This window comes from Streptomyces sp. NPDC030893 (genome assembly GCF_055571535.1).
Genome location: NZ_JBVIFC010000009.1, coordinates 222,665 through 243,314 on the forward strand (window position 1 = coordinate 222,665; position 20,650 = coordinate 243,314).

Sequence of the window (20,650 nt, forward strand, 5' to 3'; positions counted from 1 at the left end):
CAGGCGACGGTCTCCGCAGCACCGTGCGCCCCTCGTGCCCCCTTGAGGGATGGCAGCAACTGAGATCAGCTTCTCCCTGTATGCAGTGACAGGGGAGTTGTGGCCGGTCGCGATCAGCCACAACTGGAGGGGGTAGTAATGGCGATCAAGCTGGTGTCCGTTTCGCCCGCGCAAGAAGAGTTGATCGTTAAGGCCATAGCCCTGGGGGACCGGTACACGAAGACGCTGGGGCTTCTGACGCCTCCTGCCTATGAGAAGGCAGCTGAGGACGGTGGCCTTCTGGTTGCGGTCGAGGCCGGCGAAGTGATCGGCTACGCGCTGTTCGGGCTGCCGAAGAGGAGCGCGCGTATCCGACTCGCGCACCTGTGTGTGGCTGAGGAGGAACGGGGGCGGGGAATTGCGGGCCGTCTGGTGGAGGGCATCAAGGAGCGGTATCCACAACGCCTTGGGATCAAGGCCAAGTGCCGTCGGGACTATGACCTGAGCGGGATGTGGAGGAGTCTGGGCTTCGTTCCGGACGGTGAGGTCCGTGGGCGTGGTCGTGACGGGGAGATCTTGGACGGCTGGTGGCTGGACCTAGGCCATCCGGACCTGTTCACGGAGATGGAGAGCGACGCGCTCCTCGTGGTGACGGTCGACCATGGTGTGTTCGCCGATCTGCGCGGCCTCACGGACACCACCGGTGCCGAGGAGTCCCGTGCGCTCGAAGCCGGATGGATGGCGGATCTCGTTGAGCTTGCCTACACCCCGCAGTTGGTCCATCAGATCCGGGACCTCACGGACACGGCAGAGCGTCAGCACCAGCAGGCGGCGCTGACCGGGCTCCACAAGCTTTCTCCCGGCTCTGCGGCCGTGGAGGAGCGAACCCGCGAACTGGTGCAAGCCGCTACGCAGGCGGTTCCCGGCCTGGCTGCCGACCCAGCACTTCTGCGGGGCATGCGGTATGTGGCCGAGACCTCGTGTGCTGGTCTACAAGTCCTGGCGACCCGTGATCCGCTGCTGTCTCGCCTGACAGACGTGGCCTGGGAGGTCGCTCGCGTCCGGGTCGTCTCACCGTCGACCGTGACGCTTCACGTCGATGAGCTGCGGCAGGCCCAGGTGTATCGCCCGGCTGACCTGATGGGGACGGAGTTCCGGTCCGCGGAGGTGGCGCCGGGCGCGGAGGATGAACTGGTCGCCTTCTTCGAGCAGTCGGGCGCTGACGACGGCTCAGCCTTCTCTGAGCGGCTGCGGTCGCTGAACGAGGGCGGGATCGCATGGCGTCGTGAGCTTCTCCGGGACGGCCAGGGCCGACCGGTCGCCCTCTACGCGTGGTCGCTGGACGGCCGAACCCTGGTTGTACCCGCCCTTCGCACAGCTGGCCACCCCTTGGAAGAGACCCTGGCCCGGCAGCTCCTCTTCCTGCTTAAGCGGCTCGGGAGGGATTGCGGGGCCGAGATCGTCCGCATCAGTGATCCGCACCCCTCCGAGGCGGCGCGGTCCGCGGCCGGTGACGACGGCTTCTTCGAGCACAACGGCGAGCTCGTCGCGCTCCTGGTGAACGTGTGCGGGACCGCCGCCGAGGTGGAGGTGGTGGCCGGCGGGTTGGCCCGAGAGCTTGCTGTCGATGCGACCGTGCTTGACGTCGGCATGCCGGCGGAAGTGACCGCCGTGCTGGAGCGTGCATGGTGGCCGGCCAAGGTCATCGACTCCGAGCTGCCGTCCTTCATGGTGCCCATTAAGCCGCGCTGGTCGACTGAGCTGTTCAACGTCCCGGCCATGCTCATCGCGCGGAGCGACGCCCTGGGCATCAGCAGGGAACACGTCTACTACCGATCTTCGCAGCGTCGAGGAGAGAGCGTCCCGGCTCGACTGCTCTGGTACGTCAGCGACGGCAACTCCACGGGAGAGGGTCAGATGGTGGTGGGCAGCTCGCGGCTCGACGAGGTGCTCATCGACACTCCGGATGTTCTGTTCTCGAAATTCGAACACCTGGGCGTATATGGTCGGGCTGAGGTCGAGAGGGCTGCAGACGCGTCCGGTCACGCCATGGCGTTGAGGTTCTCGGACACTGAGATCTTCCCGAAGCCGGTGACGCTGCGCCGATTGACCTCGCTGGCCAGGGGCCGGGGGCTAACGTGGTCGCCTGGCTCGCTGATCTCACTGTCCAAGATCAGCAGCGAGCTGTTCCAGGCGGTTTACCAAGAGGGGCACCGAACGACGTGAGCGATCCGGAACGCGCGATGCTGCTGTCCGTCCACCCGCGCTTCGCCAACGCGATCCTGGCCGGCAGCAAGACGGTGGAGGTTCGCCGCCAGCGCGTCGCCGCGCCTCCGGGAACGCCCGTCCTCTTGTACGCGACCGCGCCCACCATGGCGGTGGTGGGCATGGCGCGCATTGCCGCCATCTACGTCGCCACGCCCAGCGAGGTCTGGTCGGCTCATCGGGGACAGACCGGGATCACCCGGCGGGAGTACGACGCCTACATGAGCGGCGCGAGGCAGGCGAGCGGTCTCACGATGGAGAATCCTGTCTCCTTCGATGAGCCGGTATCGCTCAATGCGCTGCGCTCCGCCGGGTCCTTCCACCCTCCGCAGAGCTACCGCTACATGAAGGGCGACGAGCTTCGACAGGTGGCCGTGGCGGGACCTGTCGTGGGCACGGCGCTTCGCGAGGCGCTGGGAGACCTGGTGCCCGCCTAGTGCTGCGCTCGCCGCCGGCGGGGCCGAAGCACCGGACGGGGCTTCAACGCAGGGCGTGGCGGATCTTCAAGCGTCCGTATCCCATGACCCCGGAGATTCGAATCGTCGGCCCGCCGGGCCGGGGGCGTCGCGGGACCTTGTAGCGCAGGTCCTTCCATCCCGTGTTCAAGCCTTCGACGTCAACCACCGCGTCGCGAGGCACCGTGATTCTGGCCCCGCCGGTTCCTAGTTGTAGCTCGATGTCGACGACCGGGTGCTCGATGATCGCCCGGGACAGGTCCAGGCGCACCCTTCCATATGCTGACCCGACCTTGAGGACACGAGGCACCCGCCACACGCCACGCCGCTTGATCCGTCCACCGGCGGCGGCGATCGTGGCCGTGCTTCCCGGTTGCTCCTCCGGGAGCGAGACAAGAGCGGACGCGAGTTCGCTCTGCGTCTTGGCCCTGAGCAACTGGTGAAGGCGCTCGTCCAACACCTTGTGTGGGATGAGTCCTTCCGCGTACGCCTCCTGCAGGCGTCGCACGGCTGCCTCGCGGTCGTTTTCGCCGATCAGTGACGGTGATTCTTCCGGTAAGGAGGTCACGGGTTCACCCTACTGCCGAGTCGGCGAGGTGAACCCGTCAAGGCAGGCCCGGAGGACGGGGTGCCACCTGTCCCGCAAACCACCCTTTGCGTATGCGTCTTGGTGACCCTTTGCGCACTGTATGGCGCGGGTCACGCGAATTGCGTCTCGCGATGTGGGACGAGGGGTCGGGTCGATGCCTGATGGGCGTCCGAACGGTGCTGGTGCGACCGCCCGAACTCGACTTAGGGCATGCTGAGGGCACGTCGCCCCCTGATTGGACTGGACGACAAGTAAGGCTCAGGTCGATGACCTGAGCCTTCTTCGTGGAGCGGGTGACGAGAATCGAACTCGCGCTCTCAGCTTGGGAAGCTGATGTTCTACCATTAAACTACACCCGCGTATGTGTCGGGCGCCGCCGTTGGAGCGGTGTCCGGACGCTCGCTCACTCTACCCCATGGCAGGCCCCCGGTGTTCAGGACCGGGGGCCTGATGGTGTTTCAGGGGGTGGAAGCGGCTGCGCGGGGCACTCGTTGGGGCGTACCGTGAAGCGGCGGTGTGGGTCCGGGGTGCCGCGTGGAGGGTCGTTCCTTTGATCCCGTAACGTGGCTTTTGTCGTCAGGGCAGCAAGCCAGACGCGGCTCTTGGGGAAGGGACTCTTGGACTTGATGGAGCGCACCGTCGTCCGCTGTGCCGATGGGCACGTGTTCACCGCCGCCTCGTTCCCGATGCAGCAGGCCGAGCGACTCGGCCCCGGCCGGCTCTTGCGGTGTCCGCGCTGTGCGCGGCTTCGCAGTGTCGTGCCGGTCAGCCTGCAGAAGCGGTAGCGCGGGAGGGACGGGCGAGCAGGCGTGGGCGCGCGGGGCGGCCGGTTGTGGGCGTTCCGCGCGCCTTGCGTATTCTCGGGGCGTGCTTCTCTCAGACAAGGACATCCGGGCCGAGATCGACGCCGGGCGGGTGCGGATCGATCCCTACGACGAATCCATGGTGCAGCCGTCCAGCATCGACGTACGCCTCGACCGCTTCTTCCGGGTGTTCGAGAATCACCGTTACCCCCACATCGACCCCTCCGTCGAGCAGACGGATCTGACCCGGCTCGTGGAGCCGGTGGGGGACGAGCCGTTCATCCTGCATCCCGGTGAGTTCGTGCTGGCCAGCACGTACGAGGTGATCACGCTGCCGGTCGACCTGGCCTCGCGGCTGGAGGGGAAGAGCTCGCTCGGGCGGCTGGGGCTCGTCACGCACTCCACGGCCGGGTTCATCGACCCCGGGTTCTCCGGGCACGTGACCCTGGAGCTCAGCAACCTCGCGACGCTCCCGATCAAGCTCTGGCCCGGTATGAAGATCGGGCAGCTGTGCATGTTCCGGCTCACTTCGCCGGCCGAGCACCCCTACGGTCATGAGCGGTACGGGTCCCGGTACCAGGGGCAGCGGGGGCCGACGGCCTCGCGGTCGTACCTCAACTTCCACCGGACGCAGGTGTGAGCGGCGTGCGGGAGAACCTCAGCTACGAGCAGTTCGGCGTCGCGGTGCGGGAACTCGCGCAGACCATCGCCGACGACGGGTATCAGCCGGATGTGGTGCTGAGCATCGCGCGCGGCGGTGTCTTCGTCGCCGGCGGGCTCGCCTACGCGCTCGACTGCAAGAACATCCACCTGGTGAACGTGGAGTTCTACACGGGCGTGGGGACGACCCTCGAGATGCCGGTCATGCTCGCCCCCGTGCCCAACGCCATCGACTTCACCGACAAGAAGGTGCTGATCGCCGACGACGTCGCCGACACCGGCAAGACGCTCAAGCTCGTCCGCGACTTCTGCCTCGACGCCGTCGCCGAGGTGCGCAGCGCCGTGATCTACGAGAAGGCGCAGTCGCTGGTGAAGTGCGAGTACGTGTGGAAGCGGACCGACGAGTGGATCAACTTCCCGTGGAGTGTCCTGCCTCCGGTCGTGCGGCGGGACGGGCAGGTGCTGGACGCCTGATATGCGGCATACACGACAAAGGGGCTGCCCGCGGGGAGCCCCTTTGCGTGTGTGGCCGGTGGGTCAGAACGTGCCGAGCTTCACGATCGACAGCAGGGCGAGCAGCTGGATCGCCGAGGCGCCGAGGGCCTTCGGCCACGGGAGGTCGTGGGAGCGGCTGACCATGACCGTGAGGAGGGCGCCGCCCGCCACCCAGGTCGCCCAGCCGAGGAGCTGGACGAAGGACGCGTCGCCGCCGGCGAACATGGCGATGATCAGGCGTGGGGCGTCCGTGATGGACATGATCAGCATGGAGAGGCCGACGGTGGGCTGCCAGGCGCCGTTGCCGCCGAGCTGGCGGGCCAGGCTGTGGGTGACCACGCCGAGGATGAACGAGCTGAGCACCATCGCCACGGCCGTCACGAGGACGATGGGGACCGCGTTCGAGAGGGTGGCGTTGATCGCGTCCTCGCGGGCGGTGTCGAAGCCGAAGACGGCGAGCAGGCCGTAGAGGAACGTGACGACGAGGGCGGGGCCCCACATGGTGTAGTCGCGCATCCGCAGGAACGTCTGCCCGGGGGACAGGACGATGCCCTTCAGCAGCTCCTTCCAGTGGAGCGGCGGGCCGACCGGGCCGGGGGGCGGGGCCGCGCCGGCCCGGTAGGTGTCGCCCTGGTGGTAGGGGTCGTCGATCGAGAAGGCCTGGGTGTGGCCCGCGTTGTTCGCCGCGTACGGGTCGTGCGGGGCGCCGTGGGCGCCGGGCGGGTACGCGCCGTCGCCGAAGTACTCCGGCTCGCCGTAGCCGCCCGGGCCGCCGTGCCCGCCGCCGTGCTGGCCGCGGGCGCCGTGCGCCTGCGGCCAGGGGCTGCCGCCCCCGCCGCCCTGGCCGTACGCCGGAGGCTGCGGCGCCTGCGGGTAGCCGTACGACGGCCCCGGCGGCGTCTGCTGCCCGTGCGGGGGGTGTTGCGGTCGCGCGTTGGGAGCGCCGTTGTTGTTCCGGCCGCGTCCGATCCTGAATCCAGCCACGTCATCGAACGTACCTGGTCCCCGGCGGCGGCGTGCCGGACCCCGGCTTTCGGGCGGGGGTTTGCGGCCGAGCTGTGACATCCCCTAAGGGCCCGTCAGCCCCGGTGTCCGTCTTGCGCAGGGGCACGGGGCGTCGCGGTCCTCCGGAGGGCGGAGGACCGTCGGGGCGCCGGCTAGGTGTTGTTGCTCGACGGGCCGAAGAACTCGATCTCGGCGATCGCCACCTGCTTCTTCTGGTCGGCTCCGTACGCCGAACGCAGGATGAAGCGTACGGCGGTCACCTCGCCGACCCGGAACTTCCGGCGCTGGCCGCCGGCCGCCTGGTCCAGGGTGATGGTGCGGGTGACCTTCTTGCCGTCGGCGAGGGTGATCTCGGCGTCGAGCTGACGCGGGAGGGCCGACGCCGAGAGCTGGTCCGGCTTGGTCGAGGTACCGGGGGTGATCACGAGGTCCAGCAGGCGGGTCGGCTGGTCGAAGGTGGCCTCCACCCACTCGCCCTCGGCGGCCAGGTCGATGCCGGGGCCCCACCAGGTGTTGTTGAGCTTGTCGAAGGCGAGGGACGCGCCGTGCCCGGAGAAGGAGCGGGACGCCTTGACGCTGGACGGGCCGATCGGGGCCCGCTTGGCGAAGTGGTCACGGGTGGCCTGGATCATCGCGCCCATGTTGACGATCAGGGCGATGACCAGTCCGACGACGACGGCGGCGACGACCCAGTTCCAGATGTGGCCGAAGCCCCGGCGCAGTCGCGGGCGCTCGCCCGCCCAGGCCTGCTCGGCGTCCCTGGCGCCGAACATCCGGCGCCACCAGGGCAGCCGCCCCGGGGTGTCCTCGCCGCGGGTCATCGACATCGCGCAGCGGCAGCAGTAGTGCCGTTCGGGGCGGTTGAGGGTGGAACACCACGGGCAGGGGATGCCGCCCTCGGCGTCGGCCTGCGGGCCCACGGCGCGGGTCTGGGGGCGTTGGGCGACGGGGCGTCCGGGCAGGACCGGCGCGACGGCGGGGTCGTCCGGGGTGCGGGGCTCCGGGTCGGCCACGGGGACGAGGAGGGACCTGGCCCGCTCGGCATCGGCCGCGGCGTCGTCGTCGTGGTGGGGGTGGAGGTGCTGCCGCTGCGGGGGCTCCGGGGAGTTCGTCACGTGCGGCAGGGGTTCGGTGTCGTCGTCGGGGGCCGGGGGGTACGGGTCGGCCGGGTGGGGGGCGGCCCCTGCGGCCCCTGCGGCTCCTGCGGTGGATGTGGCGGGTGCGGTGGCGTGGCCCGGTCGGTCGTCGTGGCCGTCGTGCCCGCCGTGCCCGCCGTGCGCGTCGTGTCCGTCACCGTGCCCGTACGGGGCGTCGGCCCGCGACGTCGCCGTCGCTGCCGGGGTGGGCGCCGGCGCGGTGCTGTGAGGGCTGCCGGAGGGCGCCGGGGCCGTGCGGGGGCTCGGGATCGTGGGACGGTCCCGGTCGTCGGGGCCGTCCCCGTGGCCGGTGTCGGTCCGGGCGGGCCCCGTACCGGCGCCGGGGGCCGACGCGGTCCGTGCCGTGGGCTCGGTGCGTCCCGGGCGGCCGTCGCCGGCCCAGCCGAGGACCGCTCCGCAGGAGTCGCAGAAGGACTGACCGGGTTCCGCCGGGGTGCCGCACTCGGCGCAGCTGGGGGCGGCCCGGCCGGGTCCGGAGGAGGGGCTGGTCATCTGTCGGTGGTCCTTTCGGCGGCGGTCGCGGCGGTGACCTCGACCGTGTAGGGCATGTGGGCGGGGCGGGCGGCCGCGACCAGGGTGTCCAGCCGGTGGGTGTCGGCGGTGGTCGGGTCGGGCAGCGCCAGCGAGACGTGCAGGTGCGGTCGGCGGTCGCCGGGCACCGGGCCGAGCGGGCGGGCGTGCCATTCGGCGGCGCCGCTCTCGGTGATCCGCGGCGTCACGCCGAACACCAGGCGCACCGCTTCGGACAGCCCGCGCCGGGTGCCCCGTACCCGGTGCAGGTAGGTGGCGGCGGCGACGGCGGCCCGCAGCCGCTGCTCCCCCGCGAGACCGCCCGCCAGGCCGCCCGTGAGGCCGCCCGCCGGGGCGCCGTCGGTCTCGATGCCGTCGGTCTCGGCGCCGACCCAGTCGGCCAGCCAGCGGGTGAAGTCGAGCGGGGCGAGCGCGGGGTCGAAGTAGGAGTCCAGGTTGTCCAGGACGACCAGGAAGGGCGCGAGGACCTCGTCGAGTCCGGCGACGAAGCGCTGCGCCAGATCGTCGTCGGCGAAGATCGCGGGCAGCATCGCGCCGATCGGCGCCGAGGAGCCCAGCCCGTCGATGGAGCCCCTCACGCGCCGTCCCCGATCACGCGGACCCGGTGGTCGAAGGAGAACACCAGGGACGGGGCGGACAGGTCGATGCGGTCGGTGGCCTCGCCGCGCTTGCCGGTGATCGGGTCGGCGGGGTGGAGGAGGACCTGGTCGACGAGTTCGACGCCGGGTACGCGCTGGAGCACGGCGAAGATCTCGCCGGACTGGACGGGCCGGCCGAAGGGCCAGCCCCGCCCGTCGGCGCCGCCGGTGAGCGGGTCGAGGTGGCGGTAGAGGGCGTCGTGGGCCTGGCGGCGGACCCGGTCGGTGTCGGTGCCGCGGAAGGCGTGCACGGTGGCGACGACCGTGACGCCCTGGTAGAACGGCGGGCCGACGGCGAGGCGGGTGCCGATCAGCCGGCGTTCGTCGAGGTGGCGGGTGATGCGGGAGAGCAGCGCGTCGCCGGGGACGAGCTGCTCGAAGCGCAGCCGCCCGCCGGGGTCCGGCACGGCCTGGGGGACGACCAGGACCCGGACCGCGTAGGCGCCGTGCTCGCTCTCGTCTCCTTCCAGGCAGGTGATGCGGGCGGTGTCGGGGGCGGCGCGGCGGGCGAGTTCCTCGTAGTCGCGCAGGGTGACCGCGCGTTCCTGGGCGCGCAGGGTGATGGGCGCCCGGGTCTTGGCCTCCTCGACGGTCTCGCCGTCGACGCCGCCGCGCGCGGCCTCCCGGTTGACGACCTCGGAGACGTACGGCACGGAGCGGCGCAGGACGCGGACGGCGCCGCGGGCGACGTTGCCGGCTCTGCCGCCGCCGGTGCGGTAGCGGCGGGCGCGGACGACGGCGCCCTTCGGGGGGACGGCGCCGTACTGGCGCAGGGTGCCGTCGGGTTCGCGTACGGCGGGGCCGAAGGCGATCTCGCCGGTGGTGGCGTCCAGGGTGATGTGCCGGTCGTGCGGGCGGGAGGCGGCGAAGTGGGGGACGACGTCCCAGTCCTTCCAGCCGTCGTGCTCGGCGGTCTGCAGCAGGACGGGCGGGGTGTCGCCGACGACGGGCGCGTGGGCCAGGCGCAGTCGCTGGCCGGGCAGGCCGGTGGACTCGCCGAGTGCCTCGTCGCGCACGGTCTCGGCGTGCACGGCGCCGGTGGTGCCGCCGAGGGTGTACGCCTCGGCGGCCCGTACGGACGGGGAGGTGGTGTAGAAGGGCTGGCCGGTGAGGGGTTCGGTGACCCGGCAGCGCAGCCAGCCGGCCTGGTGGCCGCCGTTGCGGGAGAGGACGTGGCCGCCGGGGACGTGCAGGACGACCTCGCCGGGCCGGTTGAGGCCGCCGGTGGCGTCGCGGTCGACCTCGCACTCCGTCCAGCCGTCCTCGGTCCACGCCTCCCAGGCCAGCGGGGGCTGGCGCGGGTCGACGCCGACGCCGTCGACGCGGCTGTCGAGTTCGAGGGCGACGACGCAGTGCGGGACGGCGGCGCTGAGGCCGAACAGCATGCAGTCGCCGGGGCGGGGGGCCTCGGTGAAGCAGAGGACGTCCTTGCCCTCGGCCAGGTCGTCGGTGCGGTCGGCGACCGGCTCGCCCTGGTTCTGCACGGCCAGCCGGCCCAGCGAGCAGGGGACGACGGTGAGTTCGCGCTCGGTGGCGAAGACCACGGCCTCGTCGCGCTCGGTGCGGGTGGTGGCCACCTCGGTGCCCTCGGGCAGCAGCACCGGCTCGTCCTGCGGCGCGGACAGCCAGAACGTGACGTCGGTACGGGCGGCGGTGGGCGGGAACAGGGTGATGCCGACGAGGTCGAGGAAGGCCAGGTGGTTCTTCTCGGGCACCCGGTTGAGGCGGTACACGATCTGGTCCGCCATGTGGGCGACCGCCTCGACCAGGGTGACCCCGGGGTCGGAGACGTTGTGGTCGGTCCACTCCGGGGCGCGCTGCTGGATGTAGCGCTTGGCGTCGTCGACGAACTGCTGGAAGCGGCGGTCGTCGAGGTGGGGAGAGGGCAGGGCCATCAGCGGTCGCTTTCGGGGAGGGGGCCCGACTCGCCCGCACCGGCCGTGCCGCTCGTGCCGGGCTCGTCGTGGGAGGGGATGACGTAGAAGGGGAAGACGAGGCTGCGCGGGCTGTTGGTCCCGCGGACGGAGTAGCGGACGTCGATGTGCAGGACGCCCTCGCCGGGGCCCGCGGTGACCTCCACGTCCTCGACCTCGATGCGTGGCTCCCAGCGGTCGAGGCTCGCGTACACCTCGTGCTGGATGCGGCCGGCGGTGGCCTCGTTGACGGGGGCGAACACCAGGTCGTGGATGGCGCAGCCGAACTCCGGGCGCATCGGCCGCTCGCCGGGCGCGGTGGCCAGCACCAGCCGGATGGCCTCCTCGATCTCCTTCTCGCCGCTGACCAGGGCGATGCCCCCGGTGGGTCCGATGCGCAGGGGGAACGCCCAGCCGGATCCGACGAACTGCTCGGCCATCAGATCACCGGCTTTCCGTTGGCGGTGAGCAGCCCCATGATCGGGACGGTGGCGGCCCGGATGCCCACGGCGGCCGCCGCGTTGATCTGCACGCTGCCCATCGCGGTCAGCGAGGCCAGGCCCATGGCCTTCAGGGAGAGGGCGCCCTTGGCGTCGACGCTGACGGCGCCGACGGACGAGCTGAGGCTGACCGCGCCGCGGCCCTGGAGGGTGAGCGGGCCGCCGCTCTTGATGGTGACGGACCGTGTGCCGTTCAGGGTGAGGTCGGTGCCCGCCTCGACGGAGACCGAGCGGCTTCCCTTGATGACGACGCTGCCCTTGCTGTCGACGGTGATCTCCGTCTTCGTACGGTCCAGGTTGATGATCAGTTTGTCGTCGCCGGAGGCGACGCGGACGCCCTGCTTGCGGGCGCCGGTGGTCTGGCTGAGCAGGTCGACGCGGTTGGCGTCGCGGTCGGACAGGGTGTGCCGGATCGCCCGCCGTTTCACGCTGTCGTGCAGCGGTACGTCCCGGACGGGGGACGGCTTGTCCACGCCGTTGTAGAGCCCGCCGACGACGAACGGGTGGTCGAGGGCGCCCCGGTCGAACGCCACCAGCACCTCGTCGCCCACGTCGAGCGGGAAGATCCCGCCGCCGCGCTTGCCGCCGAGCTGCACGGTACGGGTCCAGTCGGAGACGTACGTGTCGTCCAGCCACGGGAACCGCAGCTTGACCCTGCCCTGCTTGAGCGGGTCCTGTACGTCGGTGACCAGGGCGTTGGCGACACTGGGCAGCCGGGGCGCGGCAGCGGCCGCCCCGGTGCCTCCGCCGCCGGAGGTGAGCCCGAACAGGGAGCGCCACTGGCGGCCGCTGACGGTGATCCAGGTCTCGTAGTGCTTGCCGTCGCCGAACACGTGCCGGGCGGACGTCACCGTGTACTTGCCCTCGAAGGGGGCGCCCACGTCGGTGAGGGTGACGGGGACGCCGGGGCGCAGCTTGGGGTTGCCGCGCACCACGACCTCCAGCTCGGCGAAGGACGAGGTCACGTCGTCGGCGAGGGAGTCGGCGGCGAACTTCACCTCGTTCTGCCGGTCGTAGGGCTTCTCCGTCTCCACGAGGGTGACGACCCCGAACGCCGACGCGGCCTTCTGTGGGGTGGTGCCGATGGAGATGCCGGGGTGGGCGGTGGTGGGCGCGGTCGAGGTCAGTTCCTTCTTCGCGACGACGTCCCAGCCGCGCGCCTCGACCCTGCCGTACTGGTCGGCGGAGGTCACCGCGGCCCGGCAGCGCAGCACGTCGGTGCCGGCCTGGAGGACGAACGGGCTCTTCTCGCCCGGCGTGCTGGTGGGGGGCGCGCCGGAGGCCGGGTCGGGTTTGACGAACTGGAACTTCCCCTTGGCGTCGACGGACATCACCATGTCGTTCTCGTCGGCGAGCCGGGACAGGAAGTCCCAGTCGGTGACGTTGGCCTGGCTGATGAACTCGTAGACCGTCCTGGTCGACTGCACCTTGCCGACGGCGACACCGTCCTGCCCGGCCAGGGTGCGGGCGATGTCGGACGCCGTCTGGTTGCGGTAGGCGGCGACCCGGCGGCGGCGCATCATGCGGTGGCCGCGGTCGTAGCCGCGGATCACGGTGAAGGTGCCGGTGCCGTCGTAGTCGGTCTCCATGCCGGTGACCTCGCCGGTCAGCAGCGGGTCGCCGGCGCCCTTTCCGTGGGCGACGGGGGAGATCACCACCTCGGTGCCGAACTTGATGCCCAGTTTGCCGAGCACCATCCCGTGCGCGTCGCGGAACGTGACCCGGAAGGCGCCGGGCACCCCGGCGCCCAGGTCGACCCAGCCGCCGACGAGCAGCGGCGCGAAGTAGGGCGGCACGGGTTTTCCGTCGAACGTGACGTCGACGATGTTGGAGAAGGACGCCTTGACCATCAGTACGCGACCTCCCCGGCCGCCGGAAGGATCAGTTCGGTGCCGCCCGGCAGCCGGGACGGGTCGTCGATGTCGTTGGCCTCGGCGATCGAGCGCCAGGCCGCGGCGTCCCCGTACTCCCGCCAGGCCAGCGACTGCAGGGTGTCGCCCGCCACGACCCGGTGCACGCGCCGCGCGGTGAGGGCGCCCGAGGTCGGGTTCTGGCCCTTGGTCTGGCCGGGGATCTCGTTCAGCTCCACCTGGCAGGTGGCCCTGATCGGTACGCCCGTGGTGCCGAAGAGGGTGTAGTTCGCCCCCACACTGCCGATGTACGCGGTGAACCGCGCCGTGGAGAACGACCCCCATTCGAACACCACCCACGGGGTGGACGGCTGGTCCGCGGCGATGCTCTTGGCGGTCACCTCGCAGCAGGAGAACAGCGCCTCGACCTTCTTCAGCACGCTGCTGTCACCGGGGTCGCCGGAGGAGTCGAGGAAGATCTCCATCGACAGGCTCCGCCCCTCGGCCCCCATGAACTCGGGCAGCGGACCGTCCCGCAGGGCGGCGGACGGGGTGCTCTTCCACTGGGCCCGGCGGGTGAGGGTCAGCTGTGCCGGGTTGAAGTCGAAGTCGAAGGTCCTGATCAGACCGCCCGGGGTGGTGCTGTCGCCGATGGGGGGCTCGTGGATGGCCAGCGTGGCCCGCACCAGGCTCTTGCCCGCGCCGCCCTTGGAGCCCTTGCCTCCCTTGGCTGCCATGGTCCTTCGTCTCCGTCCTCGGTGTTCGGTGCTCGGTGCTCGGTGTGGTGCGTTGTTCGTGGTGCCGGTCGCGGTCAGTCCGTGAAGCCGTGGTGCGCTATCTCCAGGACCTCCGTGGCCACGCCCGGGTTCGCGGGGTCCAGGGAGGGGCCCTGCCAGCTCACCGGCAGCACGTCGATCAGTCCCCAGCGGGCCACCTCGGAGCCGTCCGCGCGCAGCGCCGAGATCTGGGCGGTGGGGCGGGTGACGCCGGTCGTCACGGAGGAGATCCACGCGGCGACCTTCGAGGTGTCCGGCGTCAGCGGACGGGTCAGCCGGATGGTGGAGAAGGTGACCCTGGTCGGAAGCTGCCACACGAACCCGTTGTTGCCGCCCTCCTGGAACTGCTCGACCTCCACCGTCGACGCCAGGCCCTCGCAGCCGTTGAACGCGCCGAGGCTCTCCCCGTCGATGGTGAGGGTGAAGAAGATGGTGGATCCCGGATCGAGACCGCTGGACATCGGAGGGCCTTTCGGAGAGGGGCGGAACGGTGGACGGGGGCGAGGGCGGGAGCGGCCGGGTACGGGTCAGGAGCGGGGGTCGCGGAGCCGGCCGATGCGTTCCCGGTCCATCCGCAGCTCGGTACGCAGGAGACGGGTGAGCGGGCCGAGCAGACGGTGGGTCAGCTCGTCGATCTGCCCGTCGGTCAGGGCCCGCGGATCGAAGGACTGCCCGGGGTGCGGGGTGGGGCGGGGGCCGTGCGGGGGGAGCGGCCCCGGGGAGTTCGGCGGGGGCGGTTCGGGGGTGGGCGGCGGGGGTGAGCCGGCGGCGGGCGCGGCGGCGCGCTGGACCGGGACCGGCGGAGCGGGGAGCGCCGGGGCGCCGGGGGCTGCCGCCGGAGCAGCCCGCTGCACGGACGGCGCGGAGGAGACTGCGGGCGCCGGGACGACCGGGATGACCGGGATGACCGGGACGAAGGCGGCGGGGGCGCGGAGCGGAACCGGACCGGGGGAGGCGGGCACCGCCGGCCGTGCGGCCGGGGGCGCGGGCACGGGGGCGGTGGCCCGCGCACCGGGAGACGGCGACGCGGGCTTGACCGGGGGCGCGGGGACATGCGCGCTCGGAGAGCTCGTGGGGACGGCGGGACCCGGCGCGGATGCGGGAGTGGGTGTGGGTGCGGCTGTGGTGCGACGTTGAAGGGGAGCGCCGAGGCCGGGCCGTGCGGCGGTGGGGGCCCCGGCCTGCGGGCCGGGGAGCGCGGGGCGGTGCGATGCGGGCACGGAGCCGGCCGGGCGGGCGGATACCGGTGAGCCGGGCCGGGCGAGGCGCTGCACGGGCGCGCCCGTCTCGGCGCGGGGGCCCGGTGCGGGGGCGGTGCTCCTGTTGCCACCGAGCGGGTCGGCGGAACCCGGGGGCCGGGGGGACTCCGAGCGCTGGACCACGGGCGCGCCGGGTGCGGCCGGAACGGGCGGCTTCGGCCGGGTCGCCGAGAGCCGCTGAATGGGAGGCCCTACGGGCGTGGCGGCGGGTGCCGGCGCGGAGGCGGTGCCGTCCGGCACGGGCAACGGCCTCGGCACGGGTACGGAGGTGAAGCCGAGCGGCGACAACCCGGCACGCCCCGTCCCGGCCCCGGCCGGTGGAGCACCGGCCGGGGCGCCCGTTCCGGGAGTTGTACGGCCCTGAGCGGCGGGTGTGTTGCTGGGAGCGGGGTGTGTGGGGACGGGGGCGTTCGGGTTCCCCGTTGCCGGGGTTGCGCGGCGCTGGATGGCCGACGTGTTGCTGGAGGTGGCGGCGGTGGGCGGGGAGAGGGGGGTGCTTGGGGTCCCTGTTCCGGGAGTTGTACGCGGCTGGATGGCCGGTGCGTCGCTGGGAGCGGGGTGTGTGGGGACGGGGGCGTTCGGGTTCCCTGCTGCCGGGGTTGCGCGGCGCTGGATGGCCGACGTGTTGCCGGGGGTGGTGGCGGTGGGCGGGGAGAGGGGGGTGCTTGGGGTTCCCGTTCCGGGAGTTGTACGGCGCTGGATGGCCGGTACGTCGCCGGGGGCGGTGACGGAGTCCGCCGGGCGCCGCACGGGGGGAGCGGTGGCTTCGGGAGTGCTCGTGTCCGGGAACACAGGCGTGGCCGGGACACCGGGCCGCGGTGCGGTGCCCGTGCTCCGGGCCCGCTGGACGGAGACCGCCTCGTCGGCGGAGGCTCCCTGCGCGCCGGACGCTGCCGGGACCTCGCCGACCGCGGCGACGGACGGGGAGGAACCGGGCGAGGACGTGGGCCCGGAGGACGCGGGAACGTCCGCACCCTGGTGCACCGGTGCCGACGGGACCTGCCGGAGCGGTGCGACGGGTGCGGTGGAGCCGGGCGAGGACGTGGGGCCGGGGGACGCGGGAACGTCGGTGCCCCGGTGCACCGGGGTCGACGGGACCCGGCGGAGCGGTGCGACGGGTGCGGTAGAGCCGGGCCGGGCGAGGCGCTGCACGGCGGTCACGGGGACGGGAGCCGGCGCGGAGGCGGCGGGTGTGTCGCCCCGCGCGCTCCCGGAAGGGCCGGCCGACGGACCGGTGGGTGCGGCCGGTGCGCGCCGCACCGTCGGCGCTCCGGACGACACCACCGGCGTCCCCGAAGGACCTCCCGGAGCAGCCGGAACGGGAGCAGTCGCGGCAGGGGCGACCGTGCCGCCGTCACCGCCCGCGGTACCCGACGGCCCGCCGCCTGCTGCACCTGAGCCGCCCGACGGCCCGGCGCCCACTGCCCCTGGAGTGCCCAACAGTCCTGCGCCTGCGACACCTGGACCACCAGACGGCCCGGGCGCTGACTCTTGCCGCGCCGACCGCCCGGCGCCTGCGGCACCTGAGCCGCCCGACGGCCCGGCGCCCACTGCCCCTGGAGCGCCCAACGGCCCTGAGCCTGCGGCACCTGGACCACCAGACGGCCCGCCGCCTGTGGCAGTTGAGCCGCCCGACGACCCCGCGCCCCCGGCCCCTGGGCCGCCCGACGGCCCGGCGGCGTCGGGCTGACGTGTGGCCGGGGCACCGCCGCCGGACCGGGCCGCCCGCCGCTGCACGGCGGGCGCGGCCTGCCGCAGGGGTACGGCCGCGGGCGCGGGACGGAGTTTCGGTGCCACCGGCGACAGCGCGGACGGTACGGCGGGAGTCAATGCCCGGGCCGGCGTCAGGGACCGTACGGGAGGCGTCGGCGAGGGAGGCACCGGTGCCTGCTCCCGCGCCGTGTCCCTGGTGTCCTCACGCGGCACGGACGCCGGCCGCCCGGACGGGACGGCGGCCCGCTGGACCACGGGGTCCTGCCCGGCGCCGGCAGGGGTGTCCGAGACCGGGAGGTCAGGGGAACCAACGGAGCCCGGGGAGGCCGGTGCCTTCGTGAGCGGAGCGGATTCCGGCGGCGGGGCCGTCATGGGTGCGTCGAGCAGCGGTCGGCGGCGCGCCCCGGAGGGAGCGCCACCTCCGGTGGCCGGGGAGGCCGCCGGGCGTGGACCGGCGCCGCTTCCGCCCTGGCCGGCGGCGACCGGCAGCGCACGCCGCCGGACCGGCGCGGCCGGGGTCGTCGTCCGGGTCAGGGCCGCGGGCCGGGGGGCCGTGGCGGGGACCGGGGTGACCGACGGGCCCGAGGGGCGGTCGACGGCGAAGGGTGCTGCCGCGCGCTGCACCGGCGGCAGCTCCTGACCGGTGCCGGGATCGCCGGGGGCGGCGGGAGCGGCGACGGGCAGGGAGAGTGCGGGAAGTTCGAGTCCGGGCGAGGGCCGGGCCGAAGCGGTGAGGACACCCTGGACCAGTCCGCCGGGCGCGCCGTCGAGCACGGCGTGGGAGAGCGTGCCGGTGAAGGCCGGGTTCTGCCAGGTGCTCAGCCTGCCGCCGAATCCCGGGTCGGCGACCGGCCACGACGGCCGGGCGGTGGCCCGCTGGATCGGTGGCAGCCCGGGCCAGTCGGCGGTACGCGCCACGGCCCCGGACTCACCGCCACCGCCACCGCTGTCACCGGCGGACGCGAAGGACGCCTCCCCAGACACCTCCGCAGGGACTGCACCCGTACCCGCATCCGCGCCCATGCCCGCCGCCGGAGCCGGAGCGGGCGTATCCGCCCCGCCCCGCCTCTCCGGCGCGTTCCTCCGCAACCGGTCGAGGAATCCCATGCCTCGTCAGCCCTCCGCCGTGGCGCGGGTGACGAGCGAGGTGATCCGCTCCGTGTACCGGCGGCGGTCGCCGTGTTCGAGGTCCAGGATGTCCTCCAGGCTCCAGTGGAAGTGGTAGGCGATGTACGCGATCTCCTCGTGCAGCCGGTCGGTCGCGTACGTCACGATTCCCCCAGGCGGCTCCCGCCGAGTTCGACCTCGAACGGCTGCTCGCAGTGGGGGCAGGTCACGCCGGCCCGGGTGTGGCCCTCGGCGTTGACCTGCCGGTAGAAGTCCTGGAGGAACGCCAGGTCGGAGGCGAACATGTTCTCCACCACCCCGTCGTGCACCAGCGGAAGCGTGCCCAGCCTGGTGATCACCCGGCCGAGCAGGACCACCGACAGATACGCGGGGTTCTCCTGCACCCGCATGTCGCGCAGCGGGATCAGCTCGTCCCGGGCGGTGGCGAGCCGCATCACACCGTGCCGGTGCACGGTCCCGGAGTCGTCGACGTACCCGCGCGGCAGTTCGAAGGGGAACTCGGTCCGCAGCGTCCGGCCCGCGGGGGCGGGGTCGGGCGCGGCCTGCTCCGGGGGCGCCGGGCTCTCCGCGAACGGCCCCTGGGCGGCCGTGTCGACGGCCGTGTCGGCGGCCCCCTCGGCGGGTGCGGCGCCGGCCGGGAGGGAACCCGGCCGGGCGGCGGTGCGGCGCATTACTCGATGACCAGTTCTTCGAACGTGATGGTCACGGTCTCGGTCAGCGCGGCGGCCTCACCGGCCTTCACCGTGCTGGTGTCGATCTTGCTGCACCAGGCGTTGCGCATGTTGTACCGCTTGACCGGGTTGTTCTGGTAGTCCATCACCATGATGGTCGCGTTCTTGCGGGCCGTGGACATCGCGCCGTTGACCGACTCGTTGATCCACTGGTTGAACGCGGCGGACTGGGTCATGCCGCGGACGACCGTGCAGGTGCCGGCCTTCTTCACACCCGGCATCTTCTTGGTGACGGGCTTGCCCTGGGCCGAGACCTGCTGGTACTCGATGACGTCCTGTTCGAGGCTGAGGCCGCTGACCTCGGCGAGGTACTCGACCATCACACCGTCGATCTGGAGGCCGAAATTGTGTGACGTGAGGGCGTCACCCGGCTGCAGACTCATGTGTCGTTACGTTCCTTCGGAAGAGGGTGGGGGAGCGGTGAGCGCGGAGCGGGGGAGGCGGAGGGCCTCCGCTACTCCTCCAGCTCCCCGTTGCCGCTGGAGAACTGGGCCAGCCGGAAGATCACGAACTCGGCCGGCTTGACCGGCGCGATGCCGATCTCGCAGATGACCCGGCCGAGGTCGACGGACTCCGGCGGGTTGGTCTCCTCGTCGCACTTGACGTAGTACGCCTCCTCCGGGCGTGCGCCGAAGAGGGCGCCCGAGCGCCACTCGTTGACGAGGAAGGCGGAGACGTTGCGCCGGATCCTGGCCCACAGCTGGTGGTCGTTGGGCTCGAACACCACCCATTGGGTGCCGATCAGGATCGACTCCTCCAGGTAGTTGAAGTACCGGCGGACGTTCAGGTAGCGCCAGGCCGGGTCCGAGGACAGGGTGCGGGCGCCCCAGACGCGGATGCCGCGGCCGGGGAAGGCGCGGATGCAGTTGACGCCGATCGGGTTGAGCAGGTCCTGCTCGCCGCGGGTGATCTGGAGCTCCAGGTCGACGGCGCCGCGCACCACCTCGTTGGCGGGCGCCTTGTGCACCCCGCGCTCGAAGTCGTTGCGGGCCCAGATGCCGGCGATGTGACCGCTCGGCGGCACGGTGCGGCTCTGGCCGCTCGCCGGGTCGAAGACCTTGACCCACGGGTAGTAGAGCGCGGCGTACTTGGAGTCGTAGCCGGCGGTCTCCTGGCGCCACACGCGGATGTCACGGGCGTTCAGGCCGGGGGGCGGGTCGATGACGGCGACGCGGTCGCCCATCATCTCGCAGTGCGCGATCAGGCCGAGCTGGACGGCCTTGACGGCCTCCAGGTCGATGGCGCCGCGCTGGTAGGCGGCCATCAGGTCGGGGACGGCGACCATGGAGATCTCGTCCACGGCCTCCAGGCCGCCGAAACCGGTGCGGTCCGCCGAGTCCCCGATGTACTGGGCCGGGCCGGGGTGGTTCCCGGCGTCACCGGTGACGGCCGGAGCGGCGGGGGCGGCGGCCGGGGCGACGAGCGCCACGGTCTGGTTCTCCGGGCGTGCGAGCTGCGCGGCGGGCGCCGCCTCCTGCACGGTGATGAGCTTGGAGCGCTCCTTCACCTGCGTGACGACGTAGGTGCGGCTGCTCTTCTTGGCGCTCACGTCGAAGCTCTCGACGGGCCGGTCGCCGTCCTTGACGACGAGCCTGAACCGCTCGGCGGGGCCCTCGCCCTCGGGGTCGGAGACCTCGACGCTGAGCGGGCCGGAGCCGGCGGCCACGGCGGTGACGGTGAAGGTGCCGAGCTGCTGCGGCGGCCCGGCGGTCAGGGCGGCCGGGGCGGAGGCGCCGGTCACCGCGGCGGGGGCGCCGGACGTCTCGCCCGCGGCGCCGTCCGGGGTGCCGCCGACGCGGACCACGTAGGCCGCGCTGCCGCCGTTGTTGAAGAAGCCGTAGACGGAGTGCGCCAGGTAGTACCCGTCGGTGAACGCACCGAAGGCGGCGACGAACTGGGTCCAGTTGGTCACCAGGGTCGGCTCGTTCAGCGGGCCGGACGGTGCGAGCCCGACGAAGGCCGCCACCGACGTTCCCACTCCCTCGATGGGGCGCGAGCCGCTGGCCACCTCCTCGACGTAGACGCCCGGCGACAGGTAGGACGGCATGCTCTGCTCTCCTCGGGGTACGAGTCAGGTCTGTACTCACCCTCGCGCGCGCGGCGCGCGTTCGAAACGTCTGGGAGTGCCGTGTCCGGGGCACCTCCGTTGCCCGGAAGGGCAAGGCACGCGGTACTGCCCCCGGTACTGCCCCTCGGGCCATGT

18 protein-coding genes and 1 tRNA gene are annotated in these 20,650 nt (G+C 72.5%); 4 read left to right on the forward strand and 15 right to left on the reverse strand.

The window, feature by feature from the left end; translation table 11 throughout:
* Positions 1 to 138: 138 nt before the first annotated feature.
* Positions 139 to 2,205 (forward strand): GNAT family N-acetyltransferase, encoded by a 2,067-nt coding sequence (locus ACZ434_RS19280; protein WP_468457279.1) that lies wholly within the window; start codon positions 139 to 141, stop codon positions 2,203 to 2,205.
* Entirely contained in the window at positions 2,202 to 2,681 is a 480-nt protein-coding gene (locus ACZ434_RS19285) for an ASCH domain-containing protein (RefSeq protein WP_224219990.1), read from the forward strand. The genes ACZ434_RS19280 and ACZ434_RS19285 overlap by 4 nt, the downstream gene beginning before the upstream one ends.
* Before the next feature lie 43 nt (positions 2,682 to 2,724).
* Here the strand turns inward: ACZ434_RS19285 and ACZ434_RS19290 are convergent, their stop codons facing one another.
* Together ACZ434_RS19290 and ACZ434_RS19295 are read right to left on the reverse strand one after the other, a co-directional pair.
* Positions 2,725 to 3,267, reverse strand: a complete 543-nt coding sequence (locus ACZ434_RS19290; RefSeq protein ID WP_468457281.1) for a DUF1707 SHOCT-like domain-containing protein — start codon at positions 3,265 to 3,267, stop codon at positions 2,725 to 2,727.
* A 306-nt stretch (positions 3,268 to 3,573) separates the two neighbouring features.
* Positions 3,574 to 3,647 (reverse strand) — tRNA-Gly (locus ACZ434_RS19295).
* A 508-nt stretch (positions 3,648 to 4,155) separates the two neighbouring features.
* Here ACZ434_RS19295 and dcd point away from each other — a divergent pair.
* Both dcd and ACZ434_RS19305 read left to right on the forward strand, forming a co-directional pair.
* On the forward strand, positions 4,156 to 4,731 hold the full coding sequence (gene dcd / locus ACZ434_RS19300; protein ID WP_468457283.1) for a dCTP deaminase: 576 nt from the start codon (positions 4,156 to 4,158) through the stop codon (positions 4,729 to 4,731).
* Positions 4,728 to 5,225, forward strand: coding sequence for a phosphoribosyltransferase (locus ACZ434_RS19305; RefSeq protein WP_468457285.1), 498 nt, complete (start codon positions 4,728 to 4,730; stop codon positions 5,223 to 5,225). The genes dcd and ACZ434_RS19305 overlap by 4 nt, the downstream gene beginning before the upstream one ends.
* 63 nt (positions 5,226 to 5,288) lie before the next feature.
* Here ACZ434_RS19305 and ACZ434_RS19310 read toward each other — a convergent pair whose 3' ends face one another.
* The 13 genes from ACZ434_RS19310 to ACZ434_RS19370 all read right to left on the reverse strand — a co-directional run bounded on the left by ACZ434_RS19310 (position 5,289) and on the right by ACZ434_RS19370 (position 20,494).
* Positions 5,289 to 6,311, reverse strand: coding sequence for a Yip1 family protein (locus ACZ434_RS19310; protein ID WP_468457288.1), 1,023 nt, complete (start codon positions 6,309 to 6,311; stop codon positions 5,289 to 5,291).
* A 92-nt stretch (positions 6,312 to 6,403) separates the two neighbouring features.
* Positions 6,404 to 7,900 carry an NADase-type glycan-binding domain-containing protein gene (locus ACZ434_RS19315; RefSeq protein ID WP_468457290.1) on the reverse strand — a complete coding sequence of 499 codons (1,497 nt, stop codon included), beginning with the start codon at positions 7,898 to 7,900 and terminating at the stop codon, positions 6,404 to 6,406.
* Positions 7,897 to 8,517 (reverse strand): phage tail protein, encoded by a 621-nt coding sequence (locus ACZ434_RS19320; RefSeq protein WP_468457292.1) that lies wholly within the window; start codon positions 8,515 to 8,517, stop codon positions 7,897 to 7,899. The genes ACZ434_RS19315 and ACZ434_RS19320 overlap by 4 nt, the downstream gene beginning before the upstream one ends.
* Positions 8,514 to 10,472, reverse strand: a complete 1,959-nt coding sequence (locus ACZ434_RS19325) for a putative baseplate assembly protein (protein WP_468457294.1) — start codon at positions 10,470 to 10,472, stop codon at positions 8,514 to 8,516. Before ACZ434_RS19325 ends, ACZ434_RS19320 begins: the two co-directional genes overlap by 4 nt.
* A complete protein-coding gene (locus tag ACZ434_RS19330) occupies positions 10,472 to 10,930 on the reverse strand; it encodes a GPW/gp25 family protein (RefSeq protein WP_468457297.1) in 459 nt (152 codons plus the stop codon). Before ACZ434_RS19330 ends, ACZ434_RS19325 begins: the two co-directional genes overlap by 1 nt.
* Complete coding sequence (locus ACZ434_RS19335; protein ID WP_468457299.1) at positions 10,930 to 12,840, reverse strand: VgrG-related protein; 1,911 nt, start codon at positions 12,838 to 12,840, stop codon at positions 10,930 to 10,932. The genes ACZ434_RS19330 and ACZ434_RS19335 overlap by 1 nt, the downstream gene beginning before the upstream one ends.
* Positions 12,840 to 13,577, reverse strand: a complete 738-nt coding sequence (locus ACZ434_RS19340) for a CIS tube protein (RefSeq protein ID WP_468457301.1) — start codon at positions 13,575 to 13,577, stop codon at positions 12,840 to 12,842. Before ACZ434_RS19340 ends, ACZ434_RS19335 begins: the two co-directional genes overlap by 1 nt.
* A 74-nt stretch (positions 13,578 to 13,651) precedes the next feature.
* Entirely contained in the window at positions 13,652 to 14,077 is a 426-nt protein-coding gene (locus ACZ434_RS19345; protein WP_468457304.1) for a phage tail protein, read from the reverse strand.
* A 66-nt stretch (positions 14,078 to 14,143) separates the two neighbouring features.
* A complete protein-coding gene (locus ACZ434_RS19350) occupies positions 14,144 to 14,608 on the reverse strand; it encodes an extensin (RefSeq protein ID WP_468457306.1) in 465 nt (154 codons plus the stop codon).
* A 3,093-nt stretch (positions 14,609 to 17,701) separates the two neighbouring features.
* Complete coding sequence (locus tag ACZ434_RS19355; RefSeq protein WP_468457308.1) at positions 17,702 to 17,860, reverse strand: DUF6760 family protein; 159 nt, start codon at positions 17,858 to 17,860, stop codon at positions 17,702 to 17,704.
* Positions 17,857 to 18,387: a hypothetical protein gene (locus tag ACZ434_RS19360; protein WP_468457310.1), complete on the reverse strand. Its 531-nt coding sequence runs from the start codon at positions 18,385 to 18,387 to the stop codon at positions 17,857 to 17,859. The genes ACZ434_RS19355 and ACZ434_RS19360 overlap by 4 nt, the downstream gene beginning before the upstream one ends.
* Positions 18,387 to 18,830, reverse strand: coding sequence for a phage tail protein (locus tag ACZ434_RS19365; protein ID WP_073933159.1), 444 nt, complete (start codon positions 18,828 to 18,830; stop codon positions 18,387 to 18,389). The genes ACZ434_RS19360 and ACZ434_RS19365 overlap by 1 nt, the downstream gene beginning before the upstream one ends.
* Positions 18,831 to 18,901: 71 nt before the next feature.
* Entirely contained in the window at positions 18,902 to 20,494 is a 1,593-nt protein-coding gene (locus ACZ434_RS19370) for a phage tail sheath family protein (RefSeq protein WP_468457313.1), read from the reverse strand.
* Positions 20,495 to 20,650: the final 156 nt, after the last annotated feature.

Coding starts and splice junctions, on each gene's coding strand:
- ACZ434_RS19280 (WP_468457279.1), top strand. CDS start 139: ATGGCGATCAAGCTGGTGTCCGTTTCGCCCGCGCAAGAAGAGTTGATC.
- ACZ434_RS19310 (WP_468457288.1), bottom strand. CDS start 6,311: ATGTCACAGCTCGGCCGCAAACCCCCGCCCGAAAGCCGGGGTCCGGCA.
- ACZ434_RS19315 (WP_468457290.1), bottom strand. CDS start 7,900: ATGACCAGCCCCTCCTCCGGACCCGGCCGGGCCGCCCCCAGCTGCGCC.
- ACZ434_RS19325 (WP_468457294.1), bottom strand. CDS start 10,472: ATGGCCCTGCCCTCTCCCCACCTCGACGACCGCCGCTTCCAGCAGTTC.
- ACZ434_RS19330 (WP_468457297.1), bottom strand. CDS start 10,930: ATGGCCGAGCAGTTCGTCGGATCCGGCTGGGCGTTCCCCCTGCGCATC.
- ACZ434_RS19335 (WP_468457299.1), bottom strand. CDS start 12,840: ATGGTCAAGGCGTCCTTCTCCAACATCGTCGACGTCACGTTCGACGGA.
- ACZ434_RS19340 (WP_468457301.1), bottom strand. CDS start 13,577: ATGGCAGCCAAGGGAGGCAAGGGCTCCAAGGGCGGCGCGGGCAAGAGC.
- ACZ434_RS19345 (WP_468457304.1), bottom strand. CDS start 14,077: ATGTCCAGCGGTCTCGATCCGGGATCCACCATCTTCTTCACCCTCACC.
- ACZ434_RS19360 (WP_468457310.1), bottom strand. CDS start 18,387: ATGCGCCGCACCGCCGCCCGGCCGGGTTCCCTCCCGGCCGGCGCCGCA.
- ACZ434_RS19365 (WP_073933159.1), bottom strand. CDS start 18,830: ATGAGTCTGCAGCCGGGTGACGCCCTCACGTCACACAATTTCGGCCTC.
- ACZ434_RS19370 (WP_468457313.1), bottom strand. CDS start 20,494: ATGCCGTCCTACCTGTCGCCGGGCGTCTACGTCGAGGAGGTGGCCAGC.